The 19147-nt window shown below is 33.5% G+C and carries 19 protein-coding genes and 1 pseudogene; 19 read left to right on the top strand and 1 reads right to left on the bottom strand.

Features of this window, described 5'->3' with window-relative positions; all coding sequences use genetic code 11:
• Positions 1 to 56: 56 nt before the first annotated feature.
• Positions 57 to 1127, top strand: a complete 1071-nt coding sequence (locus GSF09_RS00100; protein ID WP_159798886.1) for a site-specific integrase — start codon at positions 57 to 59, stop codon at positions 1125 to 1127.
• A 117-nt stretch (positions 1128 to 1244) separates the two neighbouring features.
• On the opposite strand, the gene GSF09_RS00095 is transcribed toward GSF09_RS00100, so the two are convergent.
• Positions 1245 to 2234: a DUF4365 domain-containing protein gene (locus GSF09_RS00095; protein WP_159798885.1), complete on the bottom strand. Its 990-nt coding sequence runs from the start codon at positions 2232 to 2234 to the stop codon at positions 1245 to 1247.
• Positions 2235 to 2421: 187 nt separating this feature from the next.
• On the opposite strand from GSF09_RS00095, the gene GSF09_RS00090 reads away from it, so the two are divergent.
• The 18 genes and pseudogenes from GSF09_RS00090 to GSF09_RS00005 all read left to right on the top strand — a co-directional run.
• Entirely contained in the window at positions 2422 to 2721 is a 300-nt protein-coding gene (locus tag GSF09_RS00090; protein ID WP_159798884.1) for an AlpA family transcriptional regulator, read from the top strand.
• Positions 2666 to 3604 carry a hypothetical protein gene (locus GSF09_RS00085; protein WP_159798883.1) on the top strand — a complete coding sequence of 313 codons (939 nt, stop codon included), beginning with the start codon at positions 2666 to 2668 and terminating at the stop codon, positions 3602 to 3604. Before GSF09_RS00090 ends, GSF09_RS00085 begins: the two co-directional genes overlap by 56 nt.
• A gap of 64 nt (positions 3605 to 3668) precedes the next feature.
• Entirely contained in the window at positions 3669 to 4514 is an 846-nt protein-coding gene (locus GSF09_RS00080) for an AAA family ATPase (protein WP_159798882.1), read from the top strand.
• Positions 4515 to 4537: 23 nt separating this feature from the next.
• The gene (locus GSF09_RS00075) at positions 4538 to 4966 is read left to right on the top strand and encodes a hypothetical protein (RefSeq protein WP_159798881.1); all 429 of its coding nucleotides are present in this window, start codon (positions 4538 to 4540) and stop codon (positions 4964 to 4966) included.
• 379 nt (positions 4967 to 5345) lie between these two features.
• Positions 5346 to 5864: a hypothetical protein gene (locus GSF09_RS00070; RefSeq protein WP_159798880.1), complete on the top strand. Its 519-nt coding sequence runs from the start codon at positions 5346 to 5348 to the stop codon at positions 5862 to 5864.
• 147 nt (positions 5865 to 6011) lie between these two features.
• On the top strand, positions 6012 to 7520 hold the full coding sequence (locus GSF09_RS00065; RefSeq protein ID WP_159798879.1) for a restriction endonuclease subunit S: 1509 nt from the start codon (positions 6012 to 6014) through the stop codon (positions 7518 to 7520).
• The gene (locus GSF09_RS00060; RefSeq protein WP_159798878.1) at positions 7517 to 9154 is read left to right on the top strand and encodes an AAA family ATPase; all 1638 of its coding nucleotides are present in this window, start codon (positions 7517 to 7519) and stop codon (positions 9152 to 9154) included. Before GSF09_RS00065 ends, GSF09_RS00060 begins: the two co-directional genes overlap by 4 nt.
• Positions 9141 to 10037, top strand: a complete 897-nt coding sequence (locus tag GSF09_RS00055; RefSeq protein WP_159798877.1) for a hypothetical protein — start codon at positions 9141 to 9143, stop codon at positions 10035 to 10037. Before GSF09_RS00060 ends, GSF09_RS00055 begins: the two co-directional genes overlap by 14 nt.
• Positions 10034 to 11503, top strand: coding sequence for a class I SAM-dependent DNA methyltransferase (locus GSF09_RS00050; protein WP_159798876.1), 1470 nt, complete (start codon positions 10034 to 10036; stop codon positions 11501 to 11503). The genes GSF09_RS00055 and GSF09_RS00050 overlap by 4 nt, the downstream gene beginning before the upstream one ends.
• Positions 11496 to 11885, top strand: a complete 390-nt coding sequence (locus GSF09_RS00045; RefSeq protein ID WP_159798875.1) for a hypothetical protein — start codon at positions 11496 to 11498, stop codon at positions 11883 to 11885. The genes GSF09_RS00050 and GSF09_RS00045 overlap by 8 nt, the downstream gene beginning before the upstream one ends.
• Before the next feature lie 245 nt (positions 11886 to 12130).
• Positions 12131 to 12763, top strand: coding sequence for a hypothetical protein (locus GSF09_RS00040; protein ID WP_159798874.1), 633 nt, complete (start codon positions 12131 to 12133; stop codon positions 12761 to 12763).
• A gap of 657 nt (positions 12764 to 13420) precedes the next feature.
• Complete coding sequence (locus tag GSF09_RS00035; protein ID WP_159798873.1) at positions 13421 to 14098, top strand: Fe2+-dependent dioxygenase; 678 nt, start codon at positions 13421 to 13423, stop codon at positions 14096 to 14098.
• A 48-nt stretch (positions 14099 to 14146) separates the two neighbouring features.
• Positions 14147 to 14686, top strand: coding sequence for a phage tail protein (locus GSF09_RS00030; protein ID WP_159798872.1), 540 nt, complete (start codon positions 14147 to 14149; stop codon positions 14684 to 14686).
• 48 nt (positions 14687 to 14734) lie between these two features.
• On the top strand, positions 14735 to 15271 hold the full coding sequence (locus GSF09_RS00025; protein WP_159798871.1) for a phage tail protein: 537 nt from the start codon (positions 14735 to 14737) through the stop codon (positions 15269 to 15271).
• A 45-nt stretch (positions 15272 to 15316) separates the two neighbouring features.
• Positions 15317 to 15850, top strand: coding sequence for a phage tail protein (locus tag GSF09_RS00020; RefSeq protein ID WP_236564823.1), 534 nt, complete (start codon positions 15317 to 15319; stop codon positions 15848 to 15850).
• 76 nt (positions 15851 to 15926) lie between these two features.
• Positions 15927 to 17057, top strand: coding sequence for an ABC transporter substrate-binding protein (locus tag GSF09_RS00015; RefSeq protein ID WP_159798869.1), 1131 nt, complete (start codon positions 15927 to 15929; stop codon positions 17055 to 17057).
• Entirely contained in the window at positions 17054 to 17989 is a 936-nt protein-coding gene (locus GSF09_RS00010) for a methionyl-tRNA formyltransferase (RefSeq protein WP_159798868.1), read from the top strand. The genes GSF09_RS00015 and GSF09_RS00010 overlap by 4 nt, the downstream gene beginning before the upstream one ends.
• Positions 17990 to 18004: 15 nt before the next feature.
• Positions 18005 to 19147 (top strand): annotated as a pseudogene (locus GSF09_RS00005) (hypothetical protein); the annotation flags it as partial.

Raw genomic sequence — 19147 nt, 5'->3', positions numbered from 1 at the left:
TGAGCATTTATTGATTTTAAATTTATCCTGTTAAACTCAATAAAACTCAATAAAAAATGACTGTTACAATTCGCAAAAGAAAATTGAAAGAGGGACGATACGCACTTTATTTAGACCTTTACGCCCATCAAAATCAATGGCAGGAAAACTTAAAGCTCTACCTCGAAAATGAAAAAGGTAATCCAGCAAAAAAACAAATGAATAAACAGACATATGCTATTGCAGAAAGAATACAGACTGAAAGACTGTATCAATTACAAAATGATATATTTGGATTTAAAAAACCTGAAAAAACATATCGCACGTTCAATGAATATTTTCTCGACTTAGTAGCTGAAAGAGAAAGAACAGGTGTTAATCTTGTAAGCTGGGAATGTGTATATAAACATCTAAACAAATTTAATAGTTCAATTTTGTTTACTGATTTAACTGTCAGGTATCTCGAAGAGTTCAAGTCTAAGCTATTAAATAACTTAAAGCCAAATTCTGCCTCTTCCTATTTTAATATATTAAAAGGGTCTATCCATGAAGCATACAGGAGAGGTTTAATAAAAGACAATCCTGCTGCAAGGGTAAAATGCATTAAAGAAGTAGATACAAACAGAGAGTATCTCACAAAAGAAGAAGTTGATAGCCTAATTGCTACAGATTGCAGATATAATGTACTTAAACGAGCCTTTTTATTTTCTTGTCTTACAGGTTTACGTTGGAGCGATGTTCACAACCTGAAATGGAAAGACGTTAGAACCGATAACGGTGCATATCATATTGTATATACGCAACGTAAAACGAAGAATTCAGAAGTACTACCAATAGCGGCAAATGCAGTTAAATTAATGGGAAATATTGGAGATAATAACGAAAGAGTATTTGTCGGTCTACGATATAGCTCATATTTTAATACTGCTTTATTTACGTGGGTAGCAAATGCAGGTATAAAAAAGCACATAACCTTTCATTGTGCAAGACACACGAATGCAATATTACTCTTGAATAATGGAGTTGATATTTATACTGTTTCCAAAATGTTAGGGCATCGAGAACTAAAAACAACTTCGGTTTATGCCAAGGTAATGAATAAAACAAAAATTGAAGCCGTGGAAAAGTTACCAAATTTTAGTTTATAATTAAAATAAAATATATTTGTACATCATTATGGAAAAGGTAGATGTGTGGCCGGCTATTTTTAAGCGTTTTAACGCGAGATGACCACTCAATTGGTTAATTAAACAAGGGTAATGCATCTATCTTCTGTAATGTACGCTATAAAACTTCCATATAGTCTCTTGTGTATGTTTATTCGTTACACGTAAAATTATTACTTGAACTACTTGAGTACCTGTGATTTTATCATTAATTACTGCTCTAAGTCCATACTTTTGTTCTAATCTTGAAATCGTTTCTTTTTGGTTAAGTAGATATTTCTCAGTAACTTCTTCTATAATTTGCTTAGCAATACCCAATAACTTTAAAGAAATAATTCTACGTTCTTTACCTCTTCTATTATGCAAAATATGTCTCCATCCAATTTTAGATATAATAATTTCACTATTAATAGCTTTACAAAACACAGCCTTCTTATTTTTCCATGATTTAAAAAATTCTCTTGCATCTTTTTTTAAATTCATCGATAATAATAATCCTTTGCTGTCGCTGTTAAGCAAAATTTTTGGTAAGTGTTCAATTGACTGCAAAGGTCTTATCAGTTTAAGAAAATCTCCTTTGCTATGTTCACCAAAAACATTTACTCTAGGGATTCTTACAATAGTTTTTGTATTATCAGGTTGTAAATTTTCATCTTTAAGATTGACCCACCATGCTTTTGCGTGTAATCTATTTTCTTTTAAAAGAATTTTATTATTTATATCTTTTAATATATTTCCATGTTTATCCTTAATTGGTAATGAAGGATTTACAAAAATCAATATCGCAGGTTCTAATTGTTTCTTCCAGTATTCAATATGTTTAAGTAAACCTTTTTCGTCATCTATTGAAATTCTTATTTCATCCTTATTGATACTTGAAATATAGGTAGGTCCACATTTCACTTGAACATTAATCCTAACTCCTAAATCGATTCCTTTTCTAAGCATTAATATCAAGCCATCTATTCCTTCATCATTCCTACTATCAAATGGTTGCCAACCACATTCCCAAAATTCTTGCACATACTGAGAAACAATTCTTACACCAGTAGCTTCATTCTTTTTTCTAATTCGATAATTTACGTCCATAAAAAATATTATTAAACAATATTAATAATTTTCGGCTATCGTAGTGATTATATAAAAAAAATATTCTACATTAGCAATGAAGTATCTACACAGAAGTCTATTCAGACAATAAAGTTCTTCTTCACTTCAGATTAAGAAGTAAAAATCGCCGGGTTAATCCCAGATCGAAGAATTTTATTTTACTAAAATGCAAACTATTTTATCGGCTATTGAGCAATTGCTTGATAGAAAAATGAATTCAGGGAATGATGATTTTCTTGATGTTCAACAAACATGCTTTTTTCTTGGAATAAGCAAGAGTACTTTGTATAAAATGAATTTTGAGAAAAAACTCCCCTACTACAGGGGAAACGGCTCAAAAAAAATTTACTACAAAAAATCGGAGTTAATTGCTTACATTACTCAAAACAGGCTAAAATCAAAAGCAGAAATTGAAGAGGAAGCAAGACGTTTTCTTAAAGACAGGAAAGGAAGCAGTCATGTATGATTCTGTTACTTTTCAAATTGAAGAGTTTAGTCCTGAAGAGTTTAATCATTTAACTGAATACTGCATCCAAGAGACTCCGAAACCTCTTGGGGACAGGCTTCAAATAGATTGGGGAAATTTAAGAATTAACTATTTTCCAAAAACTTCGATTATTAAGGTTTCCAACTCTCTTCACAAATTTTACAATGGGCAAATTTTAGGATTAGGTGCTATTAATAGCAATGATTACACAATGAGCAATCTTACCGAAACGGTGGAATATTTAGAGTTAGCTTTTCAAAGAGACTGTAACGAAATGAAAATATTAGGGCGATTTGAATATGGCTTTAATATTGTCACTGGAGATTACAAGCCTTATGCTGATATAATTGAACGATTTCAATCTGTTGTAACAACTGCCACAAATCCTTTTAACGTGTTCTATAACAAATCAGGGAAGCCATATAGTAAGTTTTGCTCCTTTACACATTATACAATAAAATGTTACGACAAGGGTAAGCAGAGTGGTTTATACGGAACTAATATCCTCAGATATGAAATAGTGCATAAATCCTCTGTTAAAACGAAAAATGTATTTGGTTGGAAAGATATTTCATTGGCTGACTTATTGAAGAAAGAGATTTGGGATAAATGTTACACCGTGATTATGAAATCCTTTGATAGTATTAGAGTATTAGCCTTTCCGAGTGACGGTATAGAGGCATATACTAAAACTTTATGTTACTCCTACTCTATGCTGAATAAAGACTTTAAAAAGAACTTAAAACCAATGATGGCAGAATTCAAACTTGTTCATGATAATCTTAAAGAATCATCTTCTAGCCCTCATTCTTTAATAAGAAAAAAGATGAAAGAAAAATTTGAGAAGTTAATAACCACATAAAACAAAAACAACAAGTTTCAGCATTTATAATATAGGGTGAAGCTTAATTAATCAGTAATAAAATATGAAACCATCTATATATAATTTTAATAATAATAAAATTGCTCAAAAAGCTTATAATGATATTCTAAATAACAACAAATCTCAATTTCTTACAGGAAAAGCAGGAACAGGTAAATCGACATTACTTAAGTATATTTTAGAAAATACAAATAAGAAATATGCTGTTTTAGCCCCTACTGGTATCGCAGCTAATAATGTGGAAGGAGAAACAATACACTCTTTCTTTAGAATTCCTTTAGATTTACTAGATACTAACTTTAAAGGGTATAATGAAATACGATATACTCATGATAAAGAAATGTTTATTAAGGAGCTAGAGTTGCTTGTCATAGATGAAGTTTCAATGGTTCATTCATACATCTTAGATTGTGTTAACAAACTTCTTCAGAAAATTAGATGTTGTAAAGAACCCTTCGGAGGTGTTCAGCTTTTAACTGTTGGAGATCCATTTCAATTAGCTCCTGTTGTTGTTGGAAATGAAAGAGCGTTAATTAAAAAACATTGGAATAGCGAACATTTTTTTGATGCTAAATCCTTTAGTAGCTTAAAAGAAAATTCATCTGAATTAAAAATATGCTATCGACAAAAGGATTCGTCTTTTATGGAAATACTAGATTCAATAAGGTTAAATTCAATATCAACTGAAATGCTAAATAATCTTAATAATACTTGTGTAAAAAAAATAAGCGACATAGATACTTCTGCCATTATAATTACAACCATTAACAACAGGGCGAAACAAATTAACGATAATAGATTGGCCCTATTAGAAGGTACAGAGTATAATTATAATTCTTTAGAGTCAGGAAAAATTAAATTAAAAACTATCCTGTTGAAACGAATCTAAGACTAAAAAAAGGAGCGAGAGTTATGTTTGTAAAAAACAATAGAGAAGCAGGTTATAACAATGGTACTTTAGGAATAGTTGAATATCTTGATGATAAAAAAATTATAGTTTTAACTGATGACAAAAGACTAATTGACGTAAATAAGGCTGAATGGATTGAATATGAATACAAAAGCAGTAGCAATGAAAAATTTAAAAAAGAAGCAGTTGGATTATTTGTACAATACCCTTTAAAATTAGCATGGGCAATAACTGCTAATAAAAGCCAAGGACTAACTTTTGATAAGGTTCATATTGATTTTGATTATGGAGCTTTTTTACATGGGCAAACTTATGTAGCACTAAGTCGATGTACAAATATTGATGGTTTAAGTTTTTCTTCTTCTTTGTATCATAATGATTTAATCATAGATAAAAAGGTAATAGATTTTTATAGTAAATATCTTTGTTAGCCTTATAATTTTGAAAGAGGAATAAAACCATATATAATTAATCGGAACATTGCGCAAATCAATGCTAAACATAGGTAAACGCAGTGTTCTTATATATTTTGTTGAAGTTCAAAAAGAAAATATTAATTTTACAGCAAACTATCAGAAAAATATGATGTAAAAAAACTAGTAAATTAAAATATATACTTGCATTTAGCAAACTGATTCTGTTCTTGAAAAGTCGAAATTTCTTAATCCACAGGAAAAAGTTTAGCAAAATGCTCAAGCGTATGGCTTGGGCGTTGCTTTACTTTGTGGAAAGGGCTTCGACTCCCTCGAGAACAGGTAATGTCAATGACTCAAGCCTGTTTTTTTTATATATAATCAAAACATCTAATTTATGAAAGTTAAGCTTACCTTATTTACTGTAATATTATTACCTTTTTTTTACTCGTGCCAAACAAAAAGCGAATCATCAGGTGATGCAACGGAAATATTTCAGTTTGAACTTATCCACATAGATAAGGATGGTTTCAACAAAGTGGGAAATTCTTACCAATATGAATTTAGAGGAAAAGTAAAAAATTTATCTAGTTACACATTTGAGAAAGTTTATACAACCGTAGAAGTTGAATTTACGCTAGCAAATAAAAGTACACTAACTGAAAAAGAGTATCGGGATGTATTAAGTATGTATACTGACTTTGGTGATAGTGAGAATATGTGGGTGCAAAATGAAACTCGAGAGATCGGAGAGAAACTGATTATTAAGTCAGACTACATCCCACTACATTTTAAAAAATATAAAATTAGTAAAGTTGAAGCTATTTTAATCTTTAACTGTGAAGATATCGAACGTGACATATCAGAGGAATATACTCTTAGAATTGATGTTACAAATATGTGGACAAAGGTATAAGGATTATACAATTTTTATATAAATAAACATTTTGACGTCCTAACACATATTGTAAGATAAAATTTGCGTAAAAAAACACTAATAAAAACTTGAAAAGTTAAAAAATCGTGCTATTTTGTGATATTAAATTTTTCATAATATTATTAAGTGGCAAAAATCTTCAAAGACATTCCAAAACATTGGAAATGGGTTACTTTAGATGAAGTTTCTGTTACAAGTAGTGGAGGAACTCCCGATAGAAAGAACTCTAATTATTTCAGAGGGGATATTCCATGGGTAAAATCGGGGGAGCTTAATTACAATGTTATTACACAAACAGAAGAATATATAACACAAGAGGCTGTAGATTATTCAAGTGCTAAAATTTTCCCAAAAGGTACATTATTGATTGCATTATATGGTAATACTGTTGGTAGAATGGCTTTTTTAGGTGTTGATGCAACTACAAATCAAGCTGTCGCTTCAATAAAATCATTTGGCGTAAATCCTAAATACTTATATTATTATCTGATGAGTTCCAAAGATGAACTCTTAAACAAAAGAGAAGGAAGTGCACAGCCTAACATTAGTCAGAAAGTACTAAATAGTTTTCCTTTTCCTGTTGCTCCAATTGAGGAACAAAATAGAATTGTTGAAAAACTTGAAGAGTTATTTAGCGAATTAGATAAAAATTTAGAGCAGTTTGAAAAAAGCTTAAAAGATGTTGAGAATTTATGGACAATATCATTAAATAAAGCTTTAGGCAAAAATAGTAAATTAGTCAATCTTGAAAGTTTAGTTGAAATAAAAGGAGGAAAAAGATTGCCTAAAAATTTTAGTTACAGTGAAAATAAAACTGAATATCCGTATATTAGGGTATCCGATTTTTCAAACTATTCTGTTGATGAAAGCAAACTCAAATATATATCTGAAGAAGTTTATGAAAAATTAAAAACTTACTCAATTGATAGCGAAAATGTTTACATATCAATCGCAGGTACTATTGGATTAGTTGGTTCTATACCAAACAATTTGTCGAATACAATTCTTACTGAAAATGCAGCTAAATTTATTTTTGATAAAGAAAGATTATTAAAAGATTATTTAATTTATCTTCTCGATTCTCCCTTTGTAAAACAACAAATCAATCAATCAATTAAATCGACTTCTCAGCCCAAATTGGCTTTGTACAAAATTTTAGAATTTAAAATTCCAAAACATACAATTCTTGAACAAAGAGCTATAGTTGATAAGTTAGAAGAGACCAAAATTTATTGTAACAATTTAAAAAAATCAATAAACGAAAGTTATTTAGCTAGTCTAATGCTTAAAGATAAAATCCTTCAAGAAGCCTTTCAAGGAATACTACTTAATCAAGTAAATACAGATACTTCAACTGATATTTTGCTTAAAAATATCCAAAATGAAAAAGAACAGTATTTATTGAGTCAGCAAGAGGTAATTAAAAACCGTCCCAAAATCAAAAGAATGGAAAAAGAAAAATTATCTATCATTCAGGTCTTAGAAAAAAATAAAAAACCTATTTCTGCAAAACAATTATGGGAAGATTCTATGTATAATGATAACATAGAAAAATTTTATTCAGAACTTAAAAAAGTTCAAGAAAAAATCATTGAAGAAAAAACGGAAAAAGGAAGTTTAATTTCCCTAAAATGAGAATTGATAGTTTATACATTGAAGACTTTAAAAATCTAAAACAATTTAAAATTGATTTAGACGAAAATGAATTAAATACTGTCCTTCTTGGTCAAAATGCTACTGGTAAATCTAATTTTATTGAGTCTTTAGTTTTGATTTTCAAATATTTAGACTTAAGCAAGGCTGGTTCAACTCCACGATTTCCAGAATTTGAATATGAAATAAAGTATAAATGCAGAAAACACAACATAAAAATTACTTGTAAGATAGATGAGAAAACAAAAAAGTCATCTTATGAAATATATGTTGATGAAAAGAAACAATCCTACAAATCATTCTTTATAAATAAAGAAATCTATTTACCCAAGTATGTGTTTACCTATTACTCAGGTATCAGTAATAAGCTAAAAGACCATTTTGATGAAAATCAAAGAAATTTTTATAATAAAGCCAAAGTCAAAGGAGTAACAAAAGAAGATGTTGAAGATTTTAGAAGAATGTTCTATGTTCAGTTGGTGCATTCTTATTTTGTATTATTAGCGTTCTACACTTTTGAAGAAGAAAAAACCAAAAAATTTCTTTTAGACTATTTGAATATTGAAAATTTGGAATCAGTTTTATTTAAGTTTCAAAAACCTGAATGGCAAAAAAATGCAAAATTTCAAGATGAGTTTATGTGGGGAGCAGAAGGATTGGTACGAGAGTTTTTAGATAAACTTTGGGAAATTTCATTTGCTCCAATTGATGTTTATGAAGAGCATAAAGAAAGTTTCAGAGATTCTTCAAATAAGCAAAAAGAATTCTTATATCTGTTTGTTCCTACCAAAGAAAAACTACAAGAATTAAATAAGTTTTATCATACAAATACCGATTTATTTAAAGCATTAGAAAGTACCTATATTTCTGACTTAATTGATGAGGTAAGAGTAAAGGTAAAAAAGACAAATGTTAATAATGAGATTACATTCAAAGAATTAAGCGAGGGTGAACAACAATTATTAACTGTTTTAGGACTTCTTAAATTTACTAAAGATAAAGAAACACTTGTTTTGTTAGATGAACCTGACACACATTTAAACCCTCTATGGAAATGGCATTATTTAGATTTATTGAATGATATTTATAGAAATGATTCCGAAACAGAAAGTATGGACTTAACTACCCATATCATAATTAACACACACGCCCCATTAGTTATTGGTGGGTTAAAAAAAGGACAAATAAGAATTTTTAGAAGAAATCCTGAGAATGGAAATGTAATAGCTGAACCCGCTGAAAAAGACCCCAAAGGAATGGGCGTTGCAGGAATCCTTACAAGTGAATTATTTGGTTTACCAACTATTTTGGATAAAGAAACTCAATTACTTTTAAATAGAAAAAGATATTTGCAAGGTAAATTAATGAGAAATGATATTACAAATGAAGAATATGAAGAATACAAAGTCAAAAAATCACAATTAGAAGAATATGGATTTTATGAAGAGGTTGAAGATAAATGGTTTCAAATGTATTTAGCTGAAATGTCCAAATATGAGATAATTCAACAAATTGAGTTTACAGACAAGCAAAAGGTAATGCTTGAAGAAGCCAGTAAATTAGCAGTTGAAAAAATTCTTAAAGAAATGAATCAGAACGATAATGAGGTACATTGACATTTCTGATTTTGAAGTAACTTTCAATAGACTGAATGCAGATACCACATTTAAAGATTGGCTAGATGTGGCAAACCAGCATTTGGAAAATATTAAACCTTTAGACGCTAAAGGAAGAAGTGACTATTGGTCAAAAAATAATCATTGGAGAGCATTGTACTCAACACTTTCAGAATTATCAGGTCATAAATGTTGGTATTCAGAATCCCCAGAAAATTCCTCTGAATGGGAAATTGAACATTATAGACCTAAAGCCCAGTCAAAAAATGAAAATGGAGTTGTTATAAGAGATGATGGATATTGGTGGCTATCATTTCATTGGAAAAACTTTAGATTAGCAGGTAGTTTAGTAAATAAATTAAGAAAAGACCGATTTGAAAATGGAACGGAAGTATATGGTAAAGGAAACTATTTCCCTCTAAACCAAAATTCTTTAATAGCACAGCCTGAAGACTTTATCTGTAACTGTGAGAGTCCATTATTAATAGACCCAATAAATCCAAATGATGTTACTTTAATTTCTTTTGATAGTAACGGAGATGTTTATCCAACTTATAGTGCAGAAGAAAATTTAATTAATAATACAAAAGCTATATTATCAATAAAGTTCTATGGCTTAGACCATACTCCTATTCAAAGAAGTAGGAATAAAATATGGCAAAAATGTGAAACTATAATTGAAACAGCTAATAATTACATCAAACATCATAATCCAACTCAATTACAAATTAATTCAAAAATAAGTGAATGCTATGTTGAATTAGTGAATTTAACGAAAAAGACAGAACCGTACACCATGGTTGTAAAATGTTTTATAAAAGAAAAATCTAAAGATAAGGATAATTATCCTTGGCTTGAAAACATAAATGCAGTATTACAATGACAACAAATAATTTAGTAGCAAAAATATGGTCATTCTGTGATACATTAAGAGATGACGGAGTTAGTTATGGGGATTATTTAGAACAAATAACATATTTGTTATTTCTTAAAATGGCTGATGAATATTCAAGACCCCCATACAATAGAGATTTTAATATTCCTGAAAATTGTAATTGGCAATTTTTTCTAAAACATCCATTAGAGGGACTGACATTAGATTATATCAATGCTCTGAATACATTATCTCGTTCAGGAAAAATGCTGGGTAATATATTTAATGGAGCTCAAAATAAAATTCATGACCCTTATAAATTAAAAAAACTTATTGAACTCCTTAATGAAGATGATTGGGTTTCTGAATCGGTAGATATTAAAGGAGATATTTACGAAAGTTTATTACAAAAAAGTGCAGAAAGTAGTGGTGCAGGTCAGTATTTCACACCTCGTTCAATTATAAAAGCAATTGTAGAATGTATTGAACCTAAACCATTAGAAACAATTTCAGACCCAACCTGTGGAACTGGTGGTTTTTTTCTTGGCGCAATTGAATTTTTGAATAATAACTATTCCAAACAACTGCAAAAAGAAAATGAAAAGAGATTTTTACAATTTGATACTTTTCATGGATGGGATATTGTTCCTTCCACAGCAAGATTATGCTTAATGAATTTGTTCTTGCATGGAATTGGAGATATGAAAGAAACTCCTGAAATAAAGGTTGAAGATAGCTTGCTTGAACAGCCAAAAGATAAAGTAAAAATCGTACTTGCAAATCCACCGTTTGGAAAAAGTAGTACTTATACTATAACTAATGATGAAAAGTTAGCCAAACAAGAATCATATATATTAAGAAATGATTTTTGGACTACTACCAGTAACAAACAATTATGTTTTGTTCAGCATATAATAAGTATGTTAGAAGAAAATGGTAGGACTGCTATTGTACTTCCTGATAATGTTTTGTTTGAAGGAGGTGCAGGAGAAACTATCAGAAGAAAACTTTTAGAAGAAACAAATTTGTATACCATTTTAAGACTTCCTACAGGAATTTTTTATGCTAATGGTGTGAAATGTAATGTTTTGTTTTTGGATAAGAAAAAGTCAAAGAAGAAAGAAGTTTGGTTCTATGATTACAGAACTAATGTTCATCATACATTAAAAAAGTTTCCATTACAATTTGAACATTTAAAACCATTTGTTGAATGTTATAAAGCCGGAAGCAGAGAAAATACAGTCGAAACTTGGAGTGAACAAAACTTAAATGGACGATTTAGAAAATATACTTATGAAGAATTGATTTCAAGGGATAAAGTAAATTTTGACATTACTTGGCTGAAAGATGATAGTTTTATTGATTTAGATAGCTTACCCGAACCCGAGATATTAGCACAAGAAATAATTGATAGCTTAGAAAGTGCTCTAAATAGTTTTAAAGAAGTTGTAAAAAGTTTATCCAAAAATGAGTAAAAAAACTAAAAATAAAATATCAAACGAAGACTTCGAAAAATATAAAATTTTAATAACTGCTCGAAATTTTCATTATGACAATTTTAATAAATGGGCTAGTTATTTTTATGTAGCAATTGGAGCTATTTTAGTTGCATATTATACAGTTGTATGTAGTGAATATTTCGAAAATAAAAAGCTATTAGAGTTTCTTATAATTTCTCTGGGCTTTACATTCTCATGTTTATGGTACTGGAGCATGAAAGGGTATTATTATTGGAATATAAATTTTATCACGCTCGTGAACAATTATGAAAAAGAAATATTTGGATGGACGAAAAAAAAAGAATCTATTTTATACATGCCAATAAAAATACCCAAAATAATTACGCTAGTCCAATAATGGGAGCAAATATATCAACCTCAAAAGTAGCTATCCTTTTTTCTTATATAGTTACTGTTACTTGGGGATTTCTCCTTTTTCATAATCTAAATTTAATGCAAGAATGTTGTAACCAGTCACTAAGATATTTGTTTTCATTTATATTGTCCACAATTTTAATCTGGATACTTAGTATTACTTTTGCAAAATCAAAATTATTTAGTAAAATAGATCATTTTGATGATCTAAAAATTAAACAGTAAACCATGTCTATTTCAGTTGATTCTCTTTTTAAGACAGTTAATTTAAAATATTCTAAGCCATATAAGTGGAATGAGAAATTAGATGCAAATATTAATGGAGTTTATGTAATCTCAACATCAAATGATCCTTTGATACACAATCAAAATAAAATTGAACTAAATATTTGTCAACAAACTTTTAATAGTTGGCTGAATGATGCTCCCAATTTAGAAATTGAAAATGAGAAAGTATTTTGTATTAGCCAAGTAAAGCACTATCTCATGAGATTTTGGGATGAAAATGAAAATATATTATATATTGGCGAATCAACTTCTAAAACCAATCCAATTCAAAAAAGAATTAATCAATTTTATATTCACAAAGTTGGAAAAAAGGGTCCTCATACTGGTGGTTATTGGATAAAATTGCTATCTTGTCTTGACGATTTATATATATACTTTGCAGAAAGTCAAAATCCAAGAGAGACGGAGTTTAAAATGATCTTGAAATATGTTGAATTAAAATCAGGATTAAATTTATTTGAATTAGATAATATAGCTGATTATTTTCCTTTCGCAAATTCAAAAGTAGATTTGTTAAAAATTAATTCAATTAAAAATCATGTCAATCGAAATAAAAGGGAAAATTATAAATAATATTGAGTATTCATTGATTTGCTTTTAGAACACCACATATTATAAGGGTGCATTACTTTCTGCATCGGTAAATAGCAGGCGCAAAACTATACAAAACATCACAAACAAAACCAGTTAAATTTTTATAAAACAGTAATTTAATTGGTTTTTTATTTTTAGCAACTTTATCTTTATCTGGTGATGTTTGGCTCAAATTTGTATCCTACTATTACCCAGACAAAAAAATATTCTGAATCGCAGAAATGGCTCATTTATCTAATTGATAAATATTACAGACATTTTTATAAGTAAAAACACCTGTTTTTAAAAACAGGTAATTCTACGCAATAATAAACCATTAACATTGAGTAAGTTAGTATTGTATAAATGGTCATCGATTTTTACCGGCCTAATACCCCCACGCCAGCTTAACCCGGTAACCAAGACTTGGTGAAACCCGCTGTGGAAGGCGACATTATCATTTTGTTAGGTATGGACATTATGATTAATGAAATGAGCAACTGGCTATTCAAGCTTATTTTTAATCCAAAAAAAACAAATAAAATAGGTTAAATATTATTTATTATTTAATTAAAGCTTAAAAATATTAATAAAATGTAAAAAAAATCCATAACAATAATATAATAATATATTTTATTAATAATATATTTGCTATAGATGAACGACTCGAACACATACTTCCGTATTAAGCAATTGCTAAACGATAACCAGCTGCAGGATATAGTGGATCTGATATCAGAAGCCCCTTATGATGACGGAAAAAATACCGCGTCAAATGCTGCACGTGAAGTAAAGCATAACCAGCAAATGAATATGCAAAGTAGCCAGTATATGGGTGTTCAGCAAATCCTGCTTACGGCAATCAACCAAAATGAACTGTTTAGAAATGCTACTTTCCCAAAAAACATTTACCCCTTTCTTATAAGCAGATATACTACAGGGGAAGGATATGGATGGCATGTAGACAGCCCCCTGATGGGTAACATGATGCGCACGGATATTGCAATGACAATATTTCTTAACGATCCTTCGGAGTATGAAGGCGGGGAACTGGAACTAAGCGCCCCGGCGGGAAACATACTTTATAAACTTGATAAAGGCGATGCTATTTGCTATCCATGCGCGCAGTTACACAGGGTAAGGGAACTAATAAGAGGTGAAAGGCACGTGGCAGTTACCTGGATACAAAGCCTTGTTAAGGGAACTGAAGAGAGAGCCATACTTAATAGCCTGCGCGAGGTAATTAACAGTTTGGGCAATTCAGGGAACAACAAGCCGGAATTGAATATTTTACAACAAAATTACAGTAACCTGCTCCGGAAATGGAGTGAATAACAAACCAAGACAAAAATCATTTTATGTTTCATTTTAAACCAACTGATTATGGAAGGAACTATTGGAGAAATCCGCCTCTTTGCCGCTTCTTTTGCCCCAAAATCGTGGTGGTACTGTGATGGCAGTATAATTGCCATCAGGTCAAACACAGCACTGTATTCAATTTTGGGCACCACCTACGGAGGTGATGGTGTACAAACTTTTGCACTGCCCGATCTTCGCGGCCGCACGGCTATAGGAGCCGGCCAGGGCCCCGGGCTTAGTTATTATTCTTTAGGGGAAAGCATAGGGGTGAATACTGTCACCCTTACCTCGGTTAATCTGCCGCCACACACACATGCCGCAAGTGTAAATGTAACAATCCCCACTTATTCAGATGAAGGAACTACCGGGAGTCCCACAGGTAATGTTTTAGCTTCCAAGCCACAAATGTATACCACAGAGGAGACCGACACACACCTTAAGCCTATACCATACAATGCCAGCATAGGTATTGCAGGAAGCTCTATGCCTTTTAATATAATGCAGCCCGTAATAGGCATGAACTATATTATTTGCATGTATGGGGTTTTTCCTGCCCGTCAATAATTAACCTAGTGATTTTAGTAAAAAATTAAACTTTAAAAATATTATCATATGGAAGGTACAATTGGAGAAATCCGCTTATTTGCAGGGAACTTTGCTCCCCGAAGCTGGGCCTATTGTGACGGCACAGCCTTAAGTATTAGTGAATATTCAGCTTTGTATGCAGTAATTGGCGATACTTATGGCGGTGATGGGATCACAAATTTTGAGCTTCCCAACTTTTACAGCCGCATAGCCATAGGCACAGGTACGGGCCCTGGTCTCCCCGGTGTAAGTTTAGGAGAGGTGGGCGGTACAGAAACAGTAACGATGACAATAAATCAAATGCCTGCCCATACTCACATTGGTTTGGCTAACATAACTACTCCTGCCTCGTCGGGAGCAGGATCAGGCGGACCTACAGATGCAGTGCTGGCATCAACCAACGGAGCTTACTCTTCCGAACAACCGGATTCGCATTTGGCTCCTATCACTACACCATTAACGCTTAGCGCTACGGGTATGGCAGTGCCCTTTAACATTATGCAGCCTGTTACGGCACTCAATTACATCATTTGCCTGGAAGGTATCTTTCCTTCCAGAAATTAATTAACTGGTTTTAACTCTAAAAGCATTAAAATTATGGAAGGAACAATGTCAGAAATAAGAATGTTTGCCGGCCCGTTTGAGCCTAAAACATGGGCATACTGTGCAGGACAGTTGCTGTCCATCAATACTAACCAGGCACTATTCAGTCTATTAGGAACAATGTATGGGGGCAATGGCGTCCAGACTTTTGCTTTACCCGATATGCGGGGTCGCGTTCCTGTTGGCACAGGTACAGCCCCTGCTGTTTCCTCATTCAAGCTTGGCGAGATGACAGGAACACCAACGGCTACTGCTACTTTGGCTAATCTGCCTGCTCATATGCATTATCCTGTACCTAATACGGCAGTGAATATCCCTGTGTATTCTGATTCGGGAGATAGCGGATCGCCTTCTAATACCAATCTTGCCGCATTGCAGGGGCTGTATAGTTCTGCAACTCCCGATACAACAATGCGACAGGTGCAAACTGCTGTAAATATAAGTGCTGTAGGAAGCAATCAGCCTATGAATATTGAACAGCCTTATTTAGGGATGAACTATATTATTTGCTTATGGGGCATTTTCCCTTCGAGGGGCTAAAGTGAATAAATATTAATTAATATTCCCCTAACAACCATAAAAAATTGTTAGGGGAATAGCATTAAATATCAAATACATGAAAATAGGATTACTCTTGCCCAGATCGGTCATATATCCATCAATGTCTTTTGACATTATGGACGGCTTTAAACAGGCCTTAAAAATGCAGGGTATTGAAAATAGCCATCAAATAGTGTCGGCAGGAATAGGCATAGCTGGTAAAAACGAGGAAATATATGCCCAAAGCGAACAAATGCTGCTTGACGGTACAGATCTGATTATCGCTTATATAAACCCTATGGCAGCCGAGTTTATACACCCTCTTTTTGTAAGCGCGGGAAAACAGCTTTTAGTGCTCGACAGTGGCTATCATTTTCCTCAGTTTCTGGAAAGGCTGTCTAATGCACGTTTTATTTCTTTGCAGGGGGCACTTTGCGCAAGAGCCATAGTACGAAAAGCTATAGAACAGGGCAACAGTAACTTTGCTTTTGCCTGCTCTTTTTATGATGCCGGATACCGCCTGCCTTATGTATATTCGGCTGCAGCCGAAGAAAAAAATGCAGGCGTGGCCTTTAGCCACGTCACGCCTTTGCGCAGAGAAGATTTTACCCTTGAACCGCTGGCGGAATATTTGCAGGATAATAACAAGACTGCTTTGTTTGCTACTTTTTGCGGCGACATGGCTGAAGATTTTTTTAGGGAAAGCACAAAACTTAACCTTATAGTTTCCCACAACACCTATGGAAGCGGCTTCATTGCCGAAGAGCAATGGCTGGGAAAAATCCCTTACCCGGGGCGTGACTGGCAATGTGCCGTGCCGTGGTCAGTTGCTATGGATTCTAATGATAACCGGGAGTTTGTAGCTGCTATGGAGGGCATAAGGCAAGGCAAAGCAAATATTTTTTCGTTACTTGGATGGGAAGCTGCCTTATACATAGCAGCTACAAACGGCGAACTGTCAGGGAATATCAGCATAAATTCTCCGCGGGGCAAAATATATATGAACCCCGAGACTGGTTTTTCGGAAGCACCTGTATATTATGCCACAGTTACAAAGAATAAAGAAACCGGTAACTGCTACTTAACAAATATAACGGAAGCCAGAGGCTTGGATATAGATCGCGAACGTTTGCAACATGATATAGATTTTATAAGGACTACTACTGCCAATTCCTGGCTTAATGCTTATGCCTGTTTAGATTCATGACTATAAATCGCCACATAGCCATTTTATGCAATAACCGTATGGCCCTGCCTGCAATACAGTCCCTTCATGAAATGGGGCTTTTGTATGCAATAGGGACACCTTCCGGTAATAAGGATATTATGGACTTTTGCTCTGTTTATGCAAAACAGGCAGGCATCCCTTTAATTATTCTCAAAAAAGAAACTCTCATCCCTCAGTTAAACAAACTAATGCTGGCAGGGGTAAAATATGCCTTTACCATGACCTTTCCCTGGAAACTTCCATCTGAGGTGCTCAATAGGTATTCCGGCAGGTTTTATAATTTTCACTATGGCCTGCTGCCCGAAATGCGGGGTGCCGACCCGGTATTTGAATCGCTCAGGCAGCAACGTACCGAAACAGGCATTACGGTTCATTCTATTGAAGAACAGATTGATTGTGGGCCGATTATCATGAAGAAAATACTACCTATTGATGCTTTTTCCACACATGGGCTGCTGTGTACACAGCTTTCCTATCTTGGTGCTAATATATTGCCCGAAGTACTGACCGTGATAAATAATAGTATAAATGGCATACCTCAGGACGAGATACTGGCCAAATATTACAAAAGGCCGGGCGCACGCGAAGTGTGTATTAATTGGGAAACACAGGATGCACATTCTGTGCAGGCGCTTACAAGAGCCTGCAACCCCTGGAACAAAGGTGCCTATACGCAATGGAACGGGTGGAATATCCGCATTGTAGAGGCTGTCGCAGCTGAAGGTATTAGGGAAGAAAGGCAAATACCCGGAACTGTGCTGTCCATAGAAAAATCAGGGGGAATAACAGTTCAGTGCAGTGGCAACACACAGCTGAATGTAGATATCATCTTTACAGATGAAGGTTTTATGCCGGCTTACCGGCTATCCGGTTTCGGAATGAAAAAAGGAGACCGCTTTTTTAGTATTTAATTTAACTTACTGTATATGAAACACTTTTATTTTACAATCAGGACTTTATTTTTAGTCGTCCTTTTTACGGGTGTGTTGCTTCAGGGTCATCGTGCCTTTTCACAAACCACCCTTGCAGCCGGAGATATTGTATTTACGGCTTTTGATTCTAATCCGTCCCCTTCTGCCGGCGATGAATACTCATTTGTGCTGCTTAAAGCTATCTCGGCAGGTACACAAATCAGTTTTACTGATAGAGGGTATAACGGTTCCGGGTGGGTTGGCGCAGGTTCTACAGAATCTACTGCAACCTGGACTTCAGGCTCAGCACTGCCTTTTGGTACCGAAATAAAGATAAAGGGGTTAACAGCCACACTGGCATCAAACTCTTCCGTAAACGGTACTGTAGCACTTACCGAGGGTACTTCTTCTAACGGTTTATCACTGTCAAATGTAGGCGACCAGGTTATTGCCTTTCAAGGCGGTAGCGGATCGGTTACCGGAGGAGGAGTTACATTTATAGCCGGTATTAACTTTTTTAATTGCGGGAGTGGCACGTCAGCATCTTCATGGAATGATGCTCCTTGTACCATAGGTCCCAACGCCTCGCGGATGCCTCCCGGTTTGGTATCGGGAACCAGCGCATTTTTTACAGGTGGAAACTCACCTCAATCAGGAAAATTTAACTGTTCCGGCAGCCCGTTTACAACTGCGGCTCAAATACGCACGGCTGTAATGAATGATTCAAACTGGACATTGACTTTTTCTCCAAATCCTTCTACAACAGTGCCTTCAGGGTGTTTTGACACCCCTCCTGCTCCTCCGGCTCCAGCTTTTACAAGTCAGCCAACCCAGCAGACAGTATGTGCAGGTAGTTCTGTAACTTATACCGCAACAGCCAGTAATGCCACATCATACTGGTGGCAGATATCAACAAATAATAGCGACTGGTCTTACATTGATCCCACTTTTGAAAATGCTACAGGTATCCAGTCTAACACACTTACTGTAATTAATGCTTCCCTGCTTTCAGGCTATTATTTCAGACTTGAAGCTACTGGTGCTACGGCTCCGAAAGCATATTCTAATTCTGTACAAAATGTAATAGCAAATATTTCAGGTACTACAGTGGTTACCAATGTTGCCTGCAACGGCGGTGCTACAGGGGCCATCAACCTT

The sequence above is a fragment of the Flavobacterium sp. MK4S-17 genome, from assembly GCF_009848495.1.
Taxonomy (GTDB): Bacteria; Bacteroidota; Bacteroidia; order Flavobacteriales; family Flavobacteriaceae; genus Flavobacterium.
The sequence above is the reverse complement of the archived record's forward strand: the minus strand, read 5'-3'. Positions and strand labels throughout refer to the sequence as shown.